This is a genomic window from Spirochaetae bacterium HGW-Spirochaetae-1 (assembly GCA_002839375.1).
In the GTDB taxonomy this organism is placed as follows: Bacteria; Spirochaetota; UBA4802; order UBA4802; family UBA5550; genus PGXY01.
In genome coordinates, this window is the sequence record PGXY01000002.1 from 315464 (window position 1) to 331578 (window position 16115).

General features: G+C 47.0%; 15 protein-coding genes. 6 read left to right on the top strand and 9 right to left on the bottom strand.

Annotated elements, in window-relative coordinates; all coding sequences use genetic code 11:
• Window positions 1-91: 91 nt before the first annotated feature.
• The 4 genes from CVV44_03350 to CVV44_03365 all read right to left on the bottom strand — a co-directional run bounded on the left by CVV44_03350 (window position 92) and on the right by CVV44_03365 (window position 2719).
• Window positions 92-619 (bottom strand): hypothetical protein, encoded by a 528-nt coding sequence (locus CVV44_03350; GenBank protein PKL40652.1) that lies wholly within the window; start codon window positions 617-619, stop codon window positions 92-94.
• Window positions 620-917: 298 nt separating this feature from the next.
• Complete coding sequence (locus CVV44_03355) at window positions 918-1769, bottom strand: hypothetical protein (protein ID PKL40653.1); 852 nt, start codon at window positions 1767-1769, stop codon at window positions 918-920.
• Window positions 1769-2248, bottom strand: a complete 480-nt coding sequence (locus tag CVV44_03360) for a hypothetical protein (GenBank protein PKL40654.1) — start codon at window positions 2246-2248, stop codon at window positions 1769-1771. Before CVV44_03360 ends, CVV44_03355 begins: the two co-directional genes overlap by 1 nt.
• A 102-nt stretch (window positions 2249-2350) precedes the next feature.
• The gene (locus tag CVV44_03365) at window positions 2351-2719 is read right to left on the bottom strand and encodes a hypothetical protein (GenBank protein ID PKL40655.1); all 369 of its coding nucleotides are present in this window, start codon (window positions 2717-2719) and stop codon (window positions 2351-2353) included.
• A 228-nt stretch (window positions 2720-2947) separates the two neighbouring features.
• Between CVV44_03365 and CVV44_03370 the strand changes: the two genes are divergently transcribed.
• Complete coding sequence (locus CVV44_03370) at window positions 2948-4012, top strand: hypothetical protein (protein PKL40656.1); 1065 nt, start codon at window positions 2948-2950, stop codon at window positions 4010-4012.
• Between the two features lie 52 nt (window positions 4013-4064).
• Here CVV44_03370 and CVV44_03375 read toward each other — a convergent pair whose 3' ends face one another.
• The 3 genes from CVV44_03375 to CVV44_03385 are packed head-to-tail and all read right to left on the bottom strand — an operon-like array spanning window position 4065 to window position 7899.
• Window positions 4065-4898: a hypothetical protein gene (locus CVV44_03375; protein PKL40657.1), complete on the bottom strand. Its 834-nt coding sequence runs from the start codon at window positions 4896-4898 to the stop codon at window positions 4065-4067.
• Window positions 4895-6238, bottom strand: a complete 1344-nt coding sequence (locus tag CVV44_03380) for a hypothetical protein (protein ID PKL40658.1) — start codon at window positions 6236-6238, stop codon at window positions 4895-4897. Before CVV44_03380 ends, CVV44_03375 begins: the two co-directional genes overlap by 4 nt.
• Entirely contained in the window at window positions 6217-7899 is a 1683-nt protein-coding gene (locus CVV44_03385; protein ID PKL40659.1) for an adenylate/guanylate cyclase domain-containing protein, read from the bottom strand. The genes CVV44_03380 and CVV44_03385 overlap by 22 nt, the downstream gene beginning before the upstream one ends.
• A 224-nt stretch (window positions 7900-8123) precedes the next feature.
• Between CVV44_03385 and CVV44_03390 the strand changes: the two genes are divergently transcribed.
• The 5 genes from CVV44_03390 (at window position 8124) to CVV44_03410 (ending at window position 13515) form a co-directional block, all read left to right on the top strand.
• Window positions 8124-9911, top strand: a complete 1788-nt coding sequence (locus tag CVV44_03390) for a hypothetical protein (protein PKL40660.1) — start codon at window positions 8124-8126, stop codon at window positions 9909-9911.
• A gap of 134 nt (window positions 9912-10045) precedes the next feature.
• Window positions 10046-10753, top strand: coding sequence for a hypothetical protein (locus tag CVV44_03395; GenBank protein ID PKL40661.1), 708 nt, complete (start codon window positions 10046-10048; stop codon window positions 10751-10753).
• 33 nt (window positions 10754-10786) lie between these two features.
• Window positions 10787-11623, top strand: coding sequence for a hypothetical protein (locus CVV44_03400; protein PKL40662.1), 837 nt, complete (start codon window positions 10787-10789; stop codon window positions 11621-11623).
• Window positions 11624-11777: 154 nt separating this feature from the next.
• Window positions 11778-12560, top strand: a complete 783-nt coding sequence (locus tag CVV44_03405) for a short-chain dehydrogenase (GenBank protein PKL40663.1) — start codon at window positions 11778-11780, stop codon at window positions 12558-12560.
• A 79-nt stretch (window positions 12561-12639) separates the two neighbouring features.
• On the top strand, window positions 12640-13515 hold the full coding sequence (locus CVV44_03410; GenBank protein ID PKL40664.1) for a short-chain dehydrogenase: 876 nt from the start codon (window positions 12640-12642) through the stop codon (window positions 13513-13515).
• Here CVV44_03410 and CVV44_03415 read toward each other — a convergent pair.
• Window positions 13502-15292, bottom strand: coding sequence for a hypothetical protein (locus tag CVV44_03415; protein ID PKL40665.1), 1791 nt, complete (start codon window positions 15290-15292; stop codon window positions 13502-13504). The two genes, CVV44_03410 and CVV44_03415, sit on opposite strands and share 14 nt — an antisense overlap.
• Before the next feature lie 86 nt (window positions 15293-15378).
• Entirely contained in the window at window positions 15379-16113 is a 735-nt protein-coding gene (recO, locus tag CVV44_03420) for a DNA repair protein RecO (protein ID PKL40666.1), read from the bottom strand.
• Window positions 16114-16115: the final 2 nt, after the last annotated feature.

The following is a 16115-nucleotide window of genomic DNA, read 5'->3' on the forward strand; positions in this document are numbered from 1 at the left end:
GCATAATGACTCTTACAAAATAACTGCCACTTATTGCAACCTTTTTATTCTCTTTCCGGGCGAAGTGCAAGAGACTGGAAGGCATCATTTTTCACTTTTTGTGTTTTTTGAGCATTCTTCTCAATATCTGCTCACTCTGTGTTATAAGGTCGCTGATTCTTTTCGTGGTAATGCTTTTCTTCTCTTTCTGCAGGAGTTTAACGGCCATATTATACTTGCGGCGGTAATGCTGTATTCCCGGAATTGTGGAGTGAAAATGTTTAGCCAGTTCATGATCTTTGTGGATATATCGGCCGCTCTTGTCCTTCTGGTTCAGGTCAATGAATTCCTTAATGGAGTCTTCGTTCCATTCCACGGTCCCGAATTGCGTGTAGTCATGGCTGATTTTTCGCGATTCGTTTCGTTCGTAACTTCCCTCCATTTTTTTCTTTTTCCAGTAAGGGTGGATATTTCTGGCGTGCTGTATGTCTTCTATGGTAAATCGGGTCTTCTGAAGCCACAGGCGTGTGATTTTTGCCTTTTCCGCCGGTTTGAGGCTCACCTTCAATGAATTGTCGATATATTCCCTGGGGGTTTTCGAGCCAAACAGTTTCATCTCACGCTTGCTTAATTTCTGCATAATCCTCTCCTTGTTACATAAAAAATTCCAGGAATCACCCGCAATGCCGGGCGGTATGATGATTCAGTTCAATAATAGAAAATCCCTTATATAATGTATAATCACAAAATTCATCAACAGTCAAATATTTATTTGAGCTTTCAGGCAAAAAACTGTTATGCGGTCATGGCAGATATCGCTCATTGTTATGCCGGGGATCGGGGTGCGGACCTGGGAAGACCGTGCATGGATGCGTGAGATTGAGTATTGTTATGCGCGGGGCGTATAACGAAGGGGAGAACAATGCAGGATAGGGCTGCTACCAGGCTGCTTCCGTAAAGAGACCGCAGCTCAGGCGATTGAAGAAAGCCATGCTTCCTTCGCCTCCCATGCGGTTGTTGATAAGTATGCCCATTTCCAGGCCGATGCGCAGAAACGGGAAGGAATAGGAGTAGGCCATGTTCAGGCGCTGGTTGCTCCGCAAAATCCCCTCCCTGTTCTCAAACCAGTTACGCGGCGGCAGGAGTGAAACGAAGAGCTCTCCGGTGTGGTGTTCCACGGGGAAGACCACACCTATGTTTATGATGGAATCGGCGGCATTGAATCTTTCACGGCATACGCGTATTTTAAGATGGATGAAATTTTCCGGAAATATCCTCGTCATGAAATTTATAAAAGCATGTGACTCCCGGCGGTTCAGGGCTATGCCGGCGTCATCTTTTTCATATTCGGAACCGTCCGTATTATAATAGGTTCTCGCGTCGAATTTATTGAAATAGAAATACCAGCTTATGCCGATTTCAAACGTGAAAAAGCCGAAATCCTTTCCGACAAAGGCGTAGGGAAGGGTGATGAGCGTAAGCGGCTGATATTCGTAGTGATCGAAGTTATAGGCTTTTCCACTGCTGATAGATGTTTGTACAATACCGGTTCCCACGAGGTTCCCCTCGGCTGACCGGTAGCGGTACTCGCCGCCGAAGTTCGTCATGAGAGTGCCGAACGATATCATCTCGCGGTCCACGTACTGCAGGTCCGGATAACTCTTATTGTACGAACCGATTTCGCCGTGGAGCATGACACGGGACCGCGGCAAATCCCCGGCGAGGAGAGTACCTCCACCGGGAAGCAGTACCGCAATGTATAACGCGATGACGAAAAGGAAGCGCGTCATTACCACTGGTATGCTACGGAACCCGCGTAGAAGAAACTGTCCACGATTCCCGTGCGTTCGATATGCTTGTTGCGGTAATTCATGATGGAGCCGAATTTAAATCCTACGGAGATTCCCTCCCAGTTCACCGTGGGCTCCAGGAAAAAGGCATTGGTCTTGTACAGGTACCCGCCTACTTTCATTGTGAACAATGAATGAATGGGTATGATGAGCTTTGTCTGGATAATGCCGTACCTGGCATCATAGTCGCCGCGGAATATATCCAGGGTGAAGTGGGGAATGGATTCAGCACCGAGGCGCAGATAAAAATTGGGGTATACCTTGGGATTGTCCCATATAAGACCGCGTCCCTTAACCTCCTCCGTAAATCCACCGCCTGTATACTTGGTTCTGTACTTCTCATCATAGGCTCGTGCTATTACGGTGATTCCCAGGTCTGTGGCGTACCATTTCATGTGATAGCACAGGAACACACCCATATTAAGCCAGAACTTGGAAACCCGGTCATTGATATCTGCTGGTACCTCTTCATCATCAATAACCGGGTCATCTATTGCCGGTAGATCACGCTTTTTAATTTCTCAGTGCCGATAAAAAGAGATATTGGCTCCCCAGCCGGCTCCTTCCAGGATTCCCATGAGGTTGGAGAAATTGGTCATGTAGAATTCCATGCCGGCCTGTTCCGAGTCGGTTTTAATATAGTCTCCCTTATCGTCGCCAACGTATCGCACATCGGTATACCCGTAAAGATGGTTGTGGTATCCGCCGAAGACGAGGAATTTTCTGCTGTATGCCGACGGGTCCTCAATTATCTGGTCTGCCAGTGATTTCTTATAGGTGTTTGTCAGGGGACTCGTTTCAGGTTCCGCAGCGAAGGTCAGGGCGGGAAATATAAGGATTACGGATAAAACAGTGAGAAGCAAGCGACGACACGCAATATTTTTCATCATGGATTACTCCGTTATAATGAGAGAATTATGATCTGCCGAAGCAGGTCGTTTGAACGGGGCATAATATATTGCCGCTTAAATAGTGTCAATGATTATATGTGCCGTATTAGCGTCTCTTGCCGGAGAAATATCCTTGTCATTTTTACCCGTGATACGACATAGTTGAGATATGGGCACAGAGACCGGTTAACGGGATCAGAAAATGCATTTTCGATAAGGAGTAATGTCATGTTTCTGCCATGGCACACCATGCTTGTTCTGTTCGGCCTGGGGCTCACGGCCATTATGCTCCTGAGCCAGGTTTTCTCGTCGCGCCGGGATGTGTGGAATCTTGTATTTTCACTCATACTGGTATGTATTGCCATGCTCCAGGCCCGGTATGTCTATGCTGCCAGCGATCTGTCCGTATTGTATCCCCGTGTTTTTATCCCCGAGCTTTTTTTCTGGTTCATCCTGGGGCCCGTCATATATGCGCACACGGGCAACCTGACTGAAGCTGATTTTCACATAGAACCGAAATTTTACCTGCTTCTGACACCGGCACTGGCAGCCCTTATTTTTGAATTCAGCTTTTTCCTTGAGCAGCACGCGTCAGTGGCTTCTTTTTCCGGCGACGGCCTTTTTTCGGTTTTCACCGCATCCAGGGTCGCGGGACTTTTATATCTGCTTGCCTTTCTCGTCATCTTCATTGTCAGGGTATTGCGGTTCGGCGATTTCGGCTCCATGGACCGGAAAGTACGCTATGCATTCCTGACTTATATCATTCCTGTTCTGGCTGTCATACTGGTACTCCTGGCATCGGTAACTGGAAAAGAGGTTCTGAAACGTGCGGGCTTCGTCCTGTTTACGCTGCATATGGCCCTGTGGATTGTCGTGGAAATCCATGTTCCCGAGCTCTTTCTCCTGGTAAAAGAAGAGATACGGAAAAACCGGTACGAACGGTCACTCCTTGGCGGTGTTGATGTGAACTGCGCCATGGACAGGCTCACCCGTCTCATGGACGAAGAAAAAATTTTTAGCGATGAAAATCTCACGCTTCCGATTCTGGCCGGAATGCTCTGTATGTCGCCTCACCAGCTCTCGGAGCTTTTTAATTCACGTCTTAATATACATTTTAAAGCCTATGTCAATTCGTACCGAATCAATGAAGCAATGCGGCTTCTTCGTGAAGAAAAGGACATGACGGTCCTGGCCATCGGATACCGCGTGGGTTTCAATTCCAAGTCGAACTTTTATTCCGTGTTCACCAGGCACGCGGGAAAGACACCCGCGGAATACCGCAGGTGTTTGTAAGACGGCGTTTTTATGGAAGTTTCTTAATGGCAGGTCTCACCGATGAATGCTGCTATTTTTTGAACTCATTACAATATACAAGAAGCACAAGGGACACTTCTTTTTTGCTGGTTTTTAAACCCTCGTCATTCAGGATATCTGTGATTTCTTCCGCTGTAGCTGCGGGTTTTTCTTTTCTAACGGCAATGGTCCGTTTGACGATTTTTTGATTTATGGGCTTATTGCCGAAGCCGAGGAATCCCGTATTGTGAAGAGTTGCTACGGCTGACTTGAGCAGCCTGTTTTCTTCTTCAAGGTCTTTAACGGAGTTTTTAAGGGAAGTAATTTCCTCCTCAAACTGGTTCAGTTTCGTCAGGAAAAATTCAGGGTCCCTTTTTTTCAGGTACTTGAGCGGATCGGTGTAGGCCTCCAGGACATTCTCACACAGTTCCTGTTCCGTCCGGTAGGTACCCTGGATACGGACAAAGAGATTGTTCCTGGTAAACCTGAAATTGTATTTGAGGTTCGTATCAAACTGCATAAGCAGCCCGGCCGGTACATGGGGCAGGAGGTTTACCTTTTTATACAAAAACTGTTCGGGCTGAATGACTATATCAAGCAGGTCATTGGAAACGACCATTCCAATTTCCCTCGGTTTTATGACCGTCCATGTATTAATTGATGCCAGGGATTTCAGAACATTTTCCATCATTTCCGGTGTGATATCGCCATAATATCTCAAAGAAAACGGGAGTCCCTTTCCGGGTGCGAGTTCAAGTATGGTCTGGTTTTCAACGGTTCTGGAGCTTTTCACCTGGATTCCATGGGATTCCCAGCTCAGATCAGCGGCGGAAAGTGCCGTTATCTGGAAAAGTAAAATGAACAGTGTGCCGACTATTTTTTTCATTTATTGTCCTGCCTGGATCGAATGAGTATTTTATCAAAGGGACGTATGACCTTGTTTCCCGATTTTTCCGTCATCCGCGCCCGGAGTTTTTCGCCTGAACCATGGAATTGTATCTTGCCGATATATTCATCGTCATCCCGGAAGATGTAAGCCGAACTCCCGGTTTTTATATTGAGAACCCTGTTCATGTATATGATGATATTTTCGGGGTCACGCGGATCAATGATGTAGCCGCTCTCCGGTCTCGTCTGCAGCAGGTAATCAAGAGAATAATTCAGCCGGGATATTTCGTGGTTCCTTTCGTCAAGTCGATTCGTGAGCCTGGAAATGACAAATTCATATTCCTCCACCATATATGCGAAGAGCCGGTCCATCTGCTGTAATGCCGGGGGGATTGAGTTTTCATAGGGGACAGACTTCAGACGCTGAAGAAGAATGTCGTAGTCATCTATATGCCTGCGAAGGAGATTGAACCGGTCCCGGGAGTAAATTCCCTCCGAGCCAAGTATGGGGGGATAGTTCTTGAGACGGTTTATAACTGACGCAAGGGAAACGTTGATTTTCTCTTTCAGTATATTCAGGAGCCTTTCGGTTTTAATTACGGGATTATATTTAAGAACCATGGCCTGGGTATACCGCCGGTAATATTGCTCAAGTGACTGCTTCTCCGACTGGTGCATATTACGCAGGGAGTTCATTTTTATGCTCTGAAGTTCATCGTAATTATTAAGAACCGCTCCGGAATCTTTCATATTGCTTTTATATGTGCTTTCGCTGACATTCATGCTTTTTTTAAGCCTGGCGATTTCCTCTCCCTTTTTTTCCATTCTCCGGGCATATCTATCCTTCAGCGATTTTAGTTTTTCTTCCTTTTCTTTTTTCAGTTCAATCGTACGTTCGTTTTTCTCATCCTGGGACAGGTCTTCGGAGAGGATTTTTTCCCTGCCGAGAGAGTAACGGTCGTGCAGCGAAATTATCTCTTCATTCATCTCGACCTTTATATTTTCCAGCTCCCGGTAGGCCTGGTCTATTTTTGTTTCATTTTTTTTCGCTGAATCGATGAGATCTTTTATCCGGAGGTCCTCGAATTCACTTATGTTCACGCTGCGGTCCTGGTGCGTTTCCCTGATGAAGGCGGTGTAGAAAATCGTGCTTACGAACAGGGCGCTGAGAAAGCCTATCATGAAGAAATAGAGCGTGGTATTCTTATTCTTTCTTGTTTTTGAGAATTCGGAGTCAAGGGAATAAATCTCGGTCTGTCCTTCCGTATCTTCGATGTCCTGCGGAAGAAACCTGTGTTGAATGAGATCGGTTGATGTTATTTTGTCGTCATCTGCCATATGCCGTTCCAATTAGTCGGACATGTCGTTGATGTCCTTTGTTTAAATTCTTCAGCCGGAGGAAGTTTGCATTTCTGAAATTTAATCGACGCCTCTTTCCATTCTCCGCTGTAATAAAGGGACAGGGCGTTTTGGAAAAGCGCTACCTGTCTCCGCAGGGGCTCGTCCATTTCCCTGTATGGGATGGGCCAGTATATTTTCCTGCCATAGGTCTTTCCTTTTACCATTACGGTATCGATTTCGATGAAATGGAGTTTTGCGTCCTCAACATTCTCCTCTATGTCGTTTTTCACATATTCCGAACATATTATCGGGATATTGTACACCCTGGTCAGTCCTTCCAGGCGCGATGCGGCGTTGACATTGTCTCCTATAACGGTATTGGTCATCCTCAGATATGAACCAAGCGTTCCGTAGAAAACCTGGCCGCCGTCGATGCCGACACCGATTTCAAGCAGTACCGCGCGATATACAGCCTCTTCGGTTTCATCGAGCGTTCCCTTTTCAGCAATAATCTCATCGCGTATTTTCGTCATTTTACTTTTAAGCTCGTCAACAACCCGATGGAGCGCATAGGCGGACTGGATGGCCTGGTATGATTTATTTTTATGGGTATCCTCAAGCGCGCCATAAACAGCGAGCAGTGCATCGCCGATGATGGAGCCTATGACGCCGTCATATTTGATGATTTCACGAATCGCCCGGTCATAATGCATATTCAGCAGGCGGATAATGTCCGTTCCCAGTGTTTCTGTTATAAAGGTAAACCGCTTTATATCGGTAAAGAGGATGGTGAGGTCCTTTTTTGTACCCTCAAGTCGAACCTCGCGGTCGCGATAGGCCTTTATGACAATGTCCCTGTTGGCGAATTTCCGGAAAATGGAAATGAGGTTTCCCACGGTGTTGGAGAGGGAATTGAAGGCCAGGCCCATGTAGGTGATGTCGTCATTGGTGGCTTTGCTCATGTCAATGACGCTGAGCTGCTGCGTTTCCACCATCTTCATGATATTGCTGGTAATCACCTGGATATATCGCAACAGGTATCGGATGATAAAGATGCCGATGCCGGCAATGGCAATGGTTATGATGATGATTATGATGCTTACGTCACGGAATATCCGCGTGGTCTCCTTGTAAAAGTCGTTCAGTTCCTCGGCCCTGAAGATGAAAATGTCCCACTTTGAATTATACTTGTAGATGCCGAAATATTCCTCATTGTTGAACGTGAAATAGGTATAACCGTCGTTGATATTTTTTGATGATTTTTTATTGATCTCGTCCAATACCCTGGTGTCGGTAAAGAAATCACTGTGGTTGATTTTTGATGCCTGGAAGAGAATCCTTCCTTCCGGTTTCACTCCGAAGATAACGGCTTTATCGTTTTTCAGCTCATGAAGTCCTTTTCGTTCGATGCTCTCAAGGGATTTGTCAAGTCTGCGATCATATTGGTAAATCTCATGTTGATTATTGCAGTATTCATATATGCTCTTAAGATCCTTTGTAAGAAGCTGACTCATGAGATTTATCAGTTCGGTTCGGGTAAAGACGAGATTGATATAATTCGTCGTAAAATTGGAAACAAGTATAAAGATAGTAAATACCATTACTATCTTAACCGTAACCGGTACAATGCGGGTATTGTTTATTTTTCTGCCGATCATATTGTGTAATTAATATAAAAAGCCTAGTTGGGCGGTATCTTAATTTAAGGTATTAAAATTTTTATTATCGTCAAGGGTTAATTTAACTTTTTTTACATTTCTTATTAAATTAAAAGAAATTAATGGTAAAAATTTTTCCGATGCATGACTTAACGATGTTTAGTGAAATGAAAATGATAAGCATTCGGCATTTACCCGAGGCATGGAAAAAGTAATTGCATAATATGTACTCCAGTTCCATTGTAAACGCCATCTTTGGATGGCACATGTGGAAAACATTGTGGCAGAGCTCATTTTCCGCCAGTATCATGATGAACATAAGAAAAACGCTGAGAACGATGATCATTGTATTGCCGGTACTTCTCCTATCCGGCTGTACGGGTAATGTGCATGATGGAGGCCGTGAAGTCTCACTTCGTGGAACCTGGAAAATCAGCACCGCCGACAGCAACGAATTCGCGCAACGGCTTTACGATGATTCCGCCTGGGACGATATATCCCTTCCCGACAGCTTTTACGACTACGCGCTGAGAGAAACGGGCTCCGTCCGAGGCATTCTCTGGATCAGGAAACATATCCACATCGACGGTGATATGGCGGGACGCCCCATGGGCCTTATCCTGGGTAAAATAGGCAATGCCGACATGACGTATTTCAACGGGATCATGGTGGGCTCAACGGGGAAATTTCCTCCCGGGGAAATATCCATGTGGAATCATACGCGGTACTATATGATACCGTCGAACCTCCTGAAACCCGGCGGGGATAATGTGGTGGCCCTTCGCATATCATATTTCCTGTACAGCGAGATCCGGGGGAAACTGGCGCTGGCCGATATGGAGTCCTGGAACCGGGACCGCACGGCCTCGCAGATGGTCACCATGGTTCATTACATGGTCATGGCCATGCTGGCCGCCATGGGGCTCATTTTCCTGCTGATCTGGATCAGGCGGCCAGGCTGGAAGGAATATCAATATTTTGTGCTGCAGCTTGTTCCGGGTTTTTTCACTCTCTACGAGGTCTGCGGCTATTACTGGCCCTTTGCCGGCGATGTTCTGACCCGCATCAAGGTCCTTGGCCTCGCGTGGACCGCCGTGGTTGTGTTCCAGCTCACCTTCCTTCACCGGCTGTATAATCTGGAAAGAAAAAAAACAGAGGTTTTCCTCTGGCTCATCCTGGCCGTCAATACAGTTCTCATCATATACGGGCATGACCCCCTGAAACACCGGTGGATCGGCATCGTCGTTATTGTATCCATAACGCCCCTGGCCCTGTATAATATCTCCATTCATGTACAGCAGTTCATGAGGGGCAGCATCATCGCGAAGATATTGATCGTTCCCGGCATAGTTCTTTCCCTGGGAGCCGCTCATGACGGCATCGCCTATATGCAGCGTTTCGGCGCGCCCCGACTTTCCCTTCTCGGCTACGGGTTCGACGAGTTGATATTCGGCTACAGCGCTTTCATGATGTTTGTAGGCGCCTCGGTGATCCTGGTGTACCGGTTTATGAATACCATGGACCGGGTCGAGGACCTGAACCTGCACCTGGAGGAAAAGGTCCGGGAGCGAACCATGGAACTGGAAAAGAGCCTGAACAACATGACCACCATGTTGAACAACCTGTACATGGATCAGCGGATAAAAAGAGGGAAGGGGGAGCGGAATTCCATTTCTCCCGGCATGGAAGAAAAGGTTCGTAAGGCCGTTGTATATCTCAATGAAAATTTTACATCGGACATATCCCGCGAGGGCCTGGCCGGCTGGCTGGACGTCAACCCCGACCACCTGGGTAAGGCCTTTAAGGTGTACACGGGGAAAAAAATAATCGATTATATCAATGAACTGCGGGTTAAAAAGGCCGCGGTGTTTCTCATGGAAGGCGAAGATACTATCATACATATCGCCTTTGCCGTGGGATTCGAAAGTCTAAGGACCTTTAACCGGGCCTTTACGCACATCATGAAAATCACTCCCAGCGAATATCGCCGCCTTCTCGGCAATCCTGAATAGCATCATTTTATTTTCCTCTCTCATTGGACAATTCAAGAGCCGCTCTTTTTTTGGCCAGACAGACGCATGCCATGCGTGCTAATTTCCAACCGTCCGGATGGTATCCTGGAATTCAATTTTACGGGAGGTGAATAATGCGCAGGAATTTTATTGCAGTGTTACTGCTACTGGTCACAACGGCTTTATTTTCTCAGACAGGTCAAACTGAAATTGCCTGGAAGTACTGGAAGACGAAAAAGGATGTACAGCTTTTCAAACGGAGTTTCCCCAATTCGGGTATCATCGAAGTGAAGGCAGTCACCATCATCGATGCTGCACCTGAGGTGATCGAAGCGGTTATCCGGGACATTCCGGCTTACCCCGAATTCATGTACGAATGCATCGAGGGAAGAGAAATCAAGAAATTTGATGATGAGAATATCATCATCCTCAATGTAACAAAACTTCCCTGGCCCCTGGAGCCCCGCGATGTGGTTGTTACCACAAAAGTGAAAAAGGATTTCACCAACGGCAGATTTGAGGTGGCACTGGTGGGACTGAAGTCGCCCGAAAGCGAACGCTATGTTTCTCCCATAAAGGGACATGTACGCATGCATGAGCTCACGGGGACATTTCAGTGTGAGATACTTGAAAGGAACAAATGCAGAATGACGTATGTTGTTCATGCCGATCCCAGCGGTCTTCCTGCAATAGTGGTAAACCTTTTTGTCGATGACAATCCCTACGGCACACTGCAGGGACTCAAAAAAATGGTTAAACTCGACAAGTACGTTGAATTAGGGAAAAAATCAAAATACCTGGAGTTCATCGAAAAATATTTCGCATCAAAAAAACAGTCCTGATCAGGGATTGTAAAAAAATAATGGAGGATTGATATGGTACAGGTTGATATCGTTTGGAGCTATGCCTTTGGAGCAACCCTGGCGGCCTCAGCGGCGCGGCAGCTGAAGGATGAGGTGAAGCCCTTTGATAACAAGTATTATACGTATATACTTCTTTTTCTGTCAATTTTATTCGCACCGTCGGGATTGTACCTGCTCTGGCAGTTCCCCAACTGGGAGACCATGCAGGTGGCCACGTGTCACGGGGATATCCCGGCATGGCTTGTAGTGATATTCGGCATCACAAACATTACGCAGGGGATCCTGGGCTACTGGGTAACCTGGAAGCTTATACGGAAAAAGAACTTTTACGGTGCCTATGTGAATTGGATTGTCGCCTGGATAATTTTCTGGTCCATCCTGGTCATGGGTTGGGACACGACGGGCTGGCAGCGTTTCCTCTATGATTCGACCATGAATAACGGTGTCCTGTGGCAGCCCGGTATGCACATGGGGCTGAATTTCTTCACCAGCAATGTATTTATGACCCTCGTGGGTATGGGCGTTTTCATCGCGCCGGCCCTGTCCATTCCCATCGCCTTGTGGATCAGGGAAGGAGCAAAGGCTGATCCGTTAATTTCAGCGGACCGGATTCCTTCTTTCCTCATGCTCATGATTTACTGCGCCATCGGGTCTTTCGGCATCACACTTGCCCTGGCCATTCTGAACGGTCTTCTTGTTTTCTTCATCCGCGACGCACTGGGCAGTGTGGGGCTGGCGTATCTTATAGGTCTGCCACTTTTCTGGGTCCTTGTTTATTTTCTGCTACTGAAGCGGGGAAGACCCCTTTACGCCTATGCGAAACTTTTTTTCATCGAGGAGCCGAAATAGTCTCAATAATGGGACGAATTTATCGAAAAAATCTATAAAAGGATATGTCCGTTCTTGCCAGGAACGGACATATCAATGAATAAGGTGTATCATCGGGTATTGGTGATACACATTATCAAACGTGATCCAGGTATTTTTTCCAGGGGGGGATCGTATGAAAAAAATTTCAGGTAAAACAGCACTGGTCACCGGCGCTTCAGGAGGAATTGGAACCGAGTTCGCCAGGGTTCTTTCCCGGGCCGGATGCCATCTGGTGCTTACGGCGAGGCGGGAGGACCATCTGCAGGCACTCAAAGAAGACCTTGAGCGGTCTTTTGATATCCGGGTCGACATAATTTCCGCGGATTTGTCCACTTCACAGGGCCGTGATGATCTGATCCGTGGCATTGATGAAAAAAAGATAGTTGTCGATATCCTCATCAATAATGCCGGGTTCGGCTATGACGGGGATTTTATTTCTCAGAGTTATGAAAGGCTGGAGGATATGATTGCTCTCAATATAACCACGCTGACATTTCTTTCAAAACATTTTGCCGAGAGAATGGCCGCAAGGAAATCAGGGTATATTCTTCTTACGTCGTCTATCGGCGGTTTTACACCCTGCCCGGGGATGGCCGTTTATGATGCCACCAAGGCCTATGTACTGATACTGGGCGAAGCGTTGAGTCATGAACTCGGGAAACACAATGTGGCAGTAACCACGCTCTGTCCCGGTGCTACCCGTACGGATTTCTTTTCTGTTTCCGGGCAAACCCTCAATTCCATGGTTGCCATGACTTTGATGGATCCCCGCGTTGTGGCTATCAAGGGCCTCAAGGGACTTCTGAAGGGGAGATCCCATGTGGTGCCCGGACTGTTAAACAGGCTCACGGTATTGAGTCTGAGGCTTGTGCCCCGCGCACTTATGGCGTCTTTAGCGGACAGGGTTATGCATTAATTGTTTGTAATGATGAATGATAATTTCTCTTAGGAAGCTTTTCCCATGATATGCTGATTGCAAGGAACGGTACAGGAATATGCGGAGCGGAAAGAACAGGAAGACAGTACTGATTACCGGCGCAGGGGCCGGTATAGGACGGGAAATGGCAAGGTTATTTTACAGGGCAGGATATTTTCTCCTTGCCGTGAGCCTTGTAAAGGAGGAGTTGGAATCTCTGGAGAGCGAGCTCGATTTCATAGGAGAGGGGAATAATTCAGAATTTCTTTCCATGGATCTTGCCAGGCCGGGAGCAGCCGGTGAGGTTTTTGCCTGGTGCGACAGCAGGGGATATAATGTCGATGTCCTTATTAATAACGCCGGTTTCGGCCTCATGGGGGAAGTTGTAGAACTGCCGTCTGAGAGGCTCACGCAGATGCTGTATCTCAACATAATGACTGTCACTGAGCTCAGCCGCCTTTTCGGCGGCACGATGAAGAAGCGGGGAAGCGGCCATATCCTCAATGTGGCCTCGACTATTTCTTTTCAGCCCCTTCCGTATCTTGCCATGTATTCAGCTACCAAGGCCTATGTTTCATATTTTACCCAATCCCTTGCCGCGGAACTGCGTCCCTGCGGAGTAATCGTTTCATGCCTTTATCCGGGGACGACCCGCACCGCTTTTCTTGATACAGCGGGCATCCATAGACCCCATAAGGGTATCACCGCGGGAACGATGATCCATGCCGCGGCCATGGATCCGGTGAAGGTGGCCCGGGCTGCTTTTAAAGGTATCCTGCGGGGCAGGCGGCGAATCATACCGGGCCTGTCAAACAGGTTCCATTTTTATTTCATTCACTGGGTACCGAACAGGCTCATCATCTTTGTAGTACGGATTGTGCTGAAGGGACTGGTGAAAAAAACAATCAATGATGGTGCGGCTGGCAGCTATCGTCGGGAAACTACCCCAGGTTGATCTTCTTGATGATGTTCATGTCGGTTTTTGGTTTACGGTCGAAGGTGAACAGGCCGTTCTCCTCCTGTTCTATATCAGTGAACTGGGTATAGCAGTATCCGGCAAAACTGTCGTGCTGCATGATGGATGATATCCATTCCCGGTAGAGATCGGGAAACTGGCGTTTTTCCGTTTCATAGAAACCGAATCCACCGAACTCTGAAATTATGACGGGCTGTCCGCTGTCTCCGCTGTCATCACTGTAAAATTCAGGCATGGCTGTTTCCATGTGGAAGAAGATGCCGATGAATTTTTTTAAATTGAAGGTTCTGAAGCGGCGTTCGGCGATGGCTGTATAATAATCGGTGATAAGGTTGTTTTCCGGGAGGTAATGGTGTATGTCGATTATATCACTCTGGGCGTGGAAAAAACCCGAGTTATCGATAACCAGCCGGCCGGGATCAAGGCTTTTCATGAAACTGAAGAACCGGTGTAGAATAGAGTTGAATGTACCCGTGAGTAATCGATTGTACAGACCCCAGGTTTCATTAAACAACACCCAGGTGATTATGGAGGGATGATTGAAATCGCGGTTTACAATCTCCTGCATGGTTTTTTTCAGTTCGTTCCTGCTTTTTCTCATGTAAAGGTAAAATGAAGGAAATTCCTCCCATACCAGCATGCCCATGGCATCGCAGCAGAAGAGAAATGCCGGATCTTCGAGCTTTTCATGGATGCGCATACCGTTGAAGCCGCATTCATTGATGGCCTTGATATCTTTGAGATAATTCTCTCTATTGACCGGTGAATACCAGCCGTCCGGATAATATCCCTGGTTGAGAATAAGGCGCTGATAGAGGTTTTCCCCGTTGAGAAAGATACCGCTGCCGCGTCTTTCTATTATCCGCAGGCCAATGAATGATTCGACAGTATCGGAAAGGGATTTCTGCCCGCCCTGCTGACCCATGATCCTGATTTTTACGGGATACAGGTGGGGGCTTCCCGGTGACCAGAATTCGGGTTTTATTCCGGCTTTCTGATAGTTCACGGTGCATGAATAGATAAATCCTTCAGGGTGTGCACGGAAATCTTTTTTTGTGAGCAGTGTGGTTTTCGAGTCAAAACGAAATTCACAGGAAAAATCCTCGGGCGTATATGAAAAGAAGAGCTCCATGGTAAAGGAGTTGAGTCCGGGATGGACATGAAAATGCTTCAGGTAGCTCATGGATGTATTTTCAAGCCAGACGCTCTGCCAGATACCCGAGACCGGCGTGTAGAAGACAAAATAGTTTTTGCGGAAAGGGGACTGTTTTCCCCGCAGGAAAGAGAACGAGGGAGCATCCTCCACGTATATCATCAGGCTGTTTTCTCCCTGCCGGAAAGTTTCCAGGGGCGCAGTCATGGTTATAGGTGTATAGCCCGATTCGTGTGATCCCAGGTATTCACCGTTGAGATAAATCTCGCAGTAATGATCAACAGCGCCGAGGCGGATATGCACCAGTTCCCGGTTAAATGACGGATCAAGGGTGAAAGTAAGGAAATACAGGGCATGAACACGGTCCATGCGTCGTCCGATGCCCGAGGCTTCGGACTCTATACAGAAGGGGACGCGGATATTTTCCCACGACGATGTATTGATTGTTTCCTTATCTTTCCATTCCCTGATAATTTTTTTAGCCCGGGAGCGGCTCTTGGCAAAGTATATTTTCCACGTCCCGTCAAGAGATTGAAAATTTCGCCTCATGTCGGGGCGCGGAAACTGCAGAAGCTTGACAATGTCCTTTTCGTTCAGTATCATAATCGGTTAATCTTTTATTTTTTAATGAGATTGGAAACGGTGTATTATGGAATGATACCCGGGATTGTGCCGGTTGTCAATACATATTACCGGAAAATCATTGCCTTGGAGCGGATTTCCATGTTAAAATAATGCTCAATGAAAAGTGAAAGATAAAAGAGGAGGTCCATCATATTTTTCCTGGCGAAGCGTTCATGGTCCATGGCAACGAACTTGTTTCTCAGGGATAACATGATAAAATCCCTCACGTCCCGATCGAGCTCATGACCGTGATCGGCCGTGCAGTCGCTGCACAGGAGTCCCAGGTCGGCGACATCAAAAGAAAAACGGGAAAAGTTTTTGGAACCGCATTTTTTGCATTCCTCAATGAGGGGAAGGATGCCGTGAATCCTGATAAGGTGGATCGTGAAAAAGACGGAAAGATGCAGGGGAAATGTTGTTTCTGAAAGTGTTTTAAGTCCGGCCGTGACCAGATCAAAGAGCAGATCATGGGAGTCATGGTATCCCGTAGTTTTATCAACCAGTTCGAGTATGTACCAGAGATGTAAAATTTTTTCCAGGTCCTCGCGGATGGTCATGTAATGTTTTTCAACAGTGAATTCCCTGGGGATAGCGGCTTCGCGGGATTCATTGGCGTAGTAGACCAGCCCCAGGATGGAGCCGGGCTGAGAAGCGTTAAGCGGCCGTTTGGTGCTTTTTTTCAGACCCTTGAAAATGAATTTTCGCTTTCCGCCTTCACGGGTGAGGATGTTGCAGGACACATCAGCTTCGCCGATGACCCTCGAGGAAAGGACAACCCCCGTTGTTTTCTCGATATTCATTC

Bases quoted from the DNA above. Each gene is read 5' to 3' on its own strand.
- CVV44_03350 (PKL40652.1), bottom strand. From the start codon at position 619: ATGCAGAAATTAAGCAAGCGTGAGATGAAACTGTTTGGCTCGAAAACC.
- CVV44_03355 (PKL40653.1), bottom strand. From the start codon at position 1,769: ATGACGCGCTTCCTTTTCGTCATCGCGTTATACATTGCGGTACTGCTT.
- CVV44_03360 (PKL40654.1), bottom strand. From the start codon at position 2,248: ATGGGTGTGTTCCTGTGCTATCACATGAAATGGTACGCCACAGACCTG.
- CVV44_03365 (PKL40655.1), bottom strand. From the start codon at position 2,719: ATGATGAAAAATATTGCGTGTCGTCGCTTGCTTCTCACTGTTTTATCC.
- CVV44_03370 (PKL40656.1), top strand. From the start codon at position 2,948: ATGTTTCTGCCATGGCACACCATGCTTGTTCTGTTCGGCCTGGGGCTC.
- CVV44_03375 (PKL40657.1), bottom strand. From the start codon at position 4,898: ATGAAAAAAATAGTCGGCACACTGTTCATTTTACTTTTCCAGATAACG.
- CVV44_03380 (PKL40658.1), bottom strand. From the start codon at position 6,238: ATGGCAGATGACGACAAAATAACATCAACCGATCTCATTCAACACAGG.
- CVV44_03385 (PKL40659.1), bottom strand. From the start codon at position 7,899: ATGATCGGCAGAAAAATAAACAATACCCGCATTGTACCGGTTACGGTT.
- CVV44_03390 (PKL40660.1), top strand. From the start codon at position 8,124: ATGTACTCCAGTTCCATTGTAAACGCCATCTTTGGATGGCACATGTGG.
- CVV44_03395 (PKL40661.1), top strand. From the start codon at position 10,046: ATGCGCAGGAATTTTATTGCAGTGTTACTGCTACTGGTCACAACGGCT.
- CVV44_03400 (PKL40662.1), top strand. From the start codon at position 10,787: ATGGTACAGGTTGATATCGTTTGGAGCTATGCCTTTGGAGCAACCCTG.
- CVV44_03405 (PKL40663.1), top strand. From the start codon at position 11,778: ATGAAAAAAATTTCAGGTAAAACAGCACTGGTCACCGGCGCTTCAGGA.
- CVV44_03410 (PKL40664.1), top strand. From the start codon at position 12,640: ATGCGGAGCGGAAAGAACAGGAAGACAGTACTGATTACCGGCGCAGGG.
- CVV44_03415 (PKL40665.1), bottom strand. From the start codon at position 15,292: ATGATACTGAACGAAAAGGACATTGTCAAGCTTCTGCAGTTTCCGCGC.
- recO (PKL40666.1), bottom strand. From the start codon at position 16,113: ATGAATATCGAGAAAACAACGGGGGTTGTCCTTTCCTCGAGGGTCATC.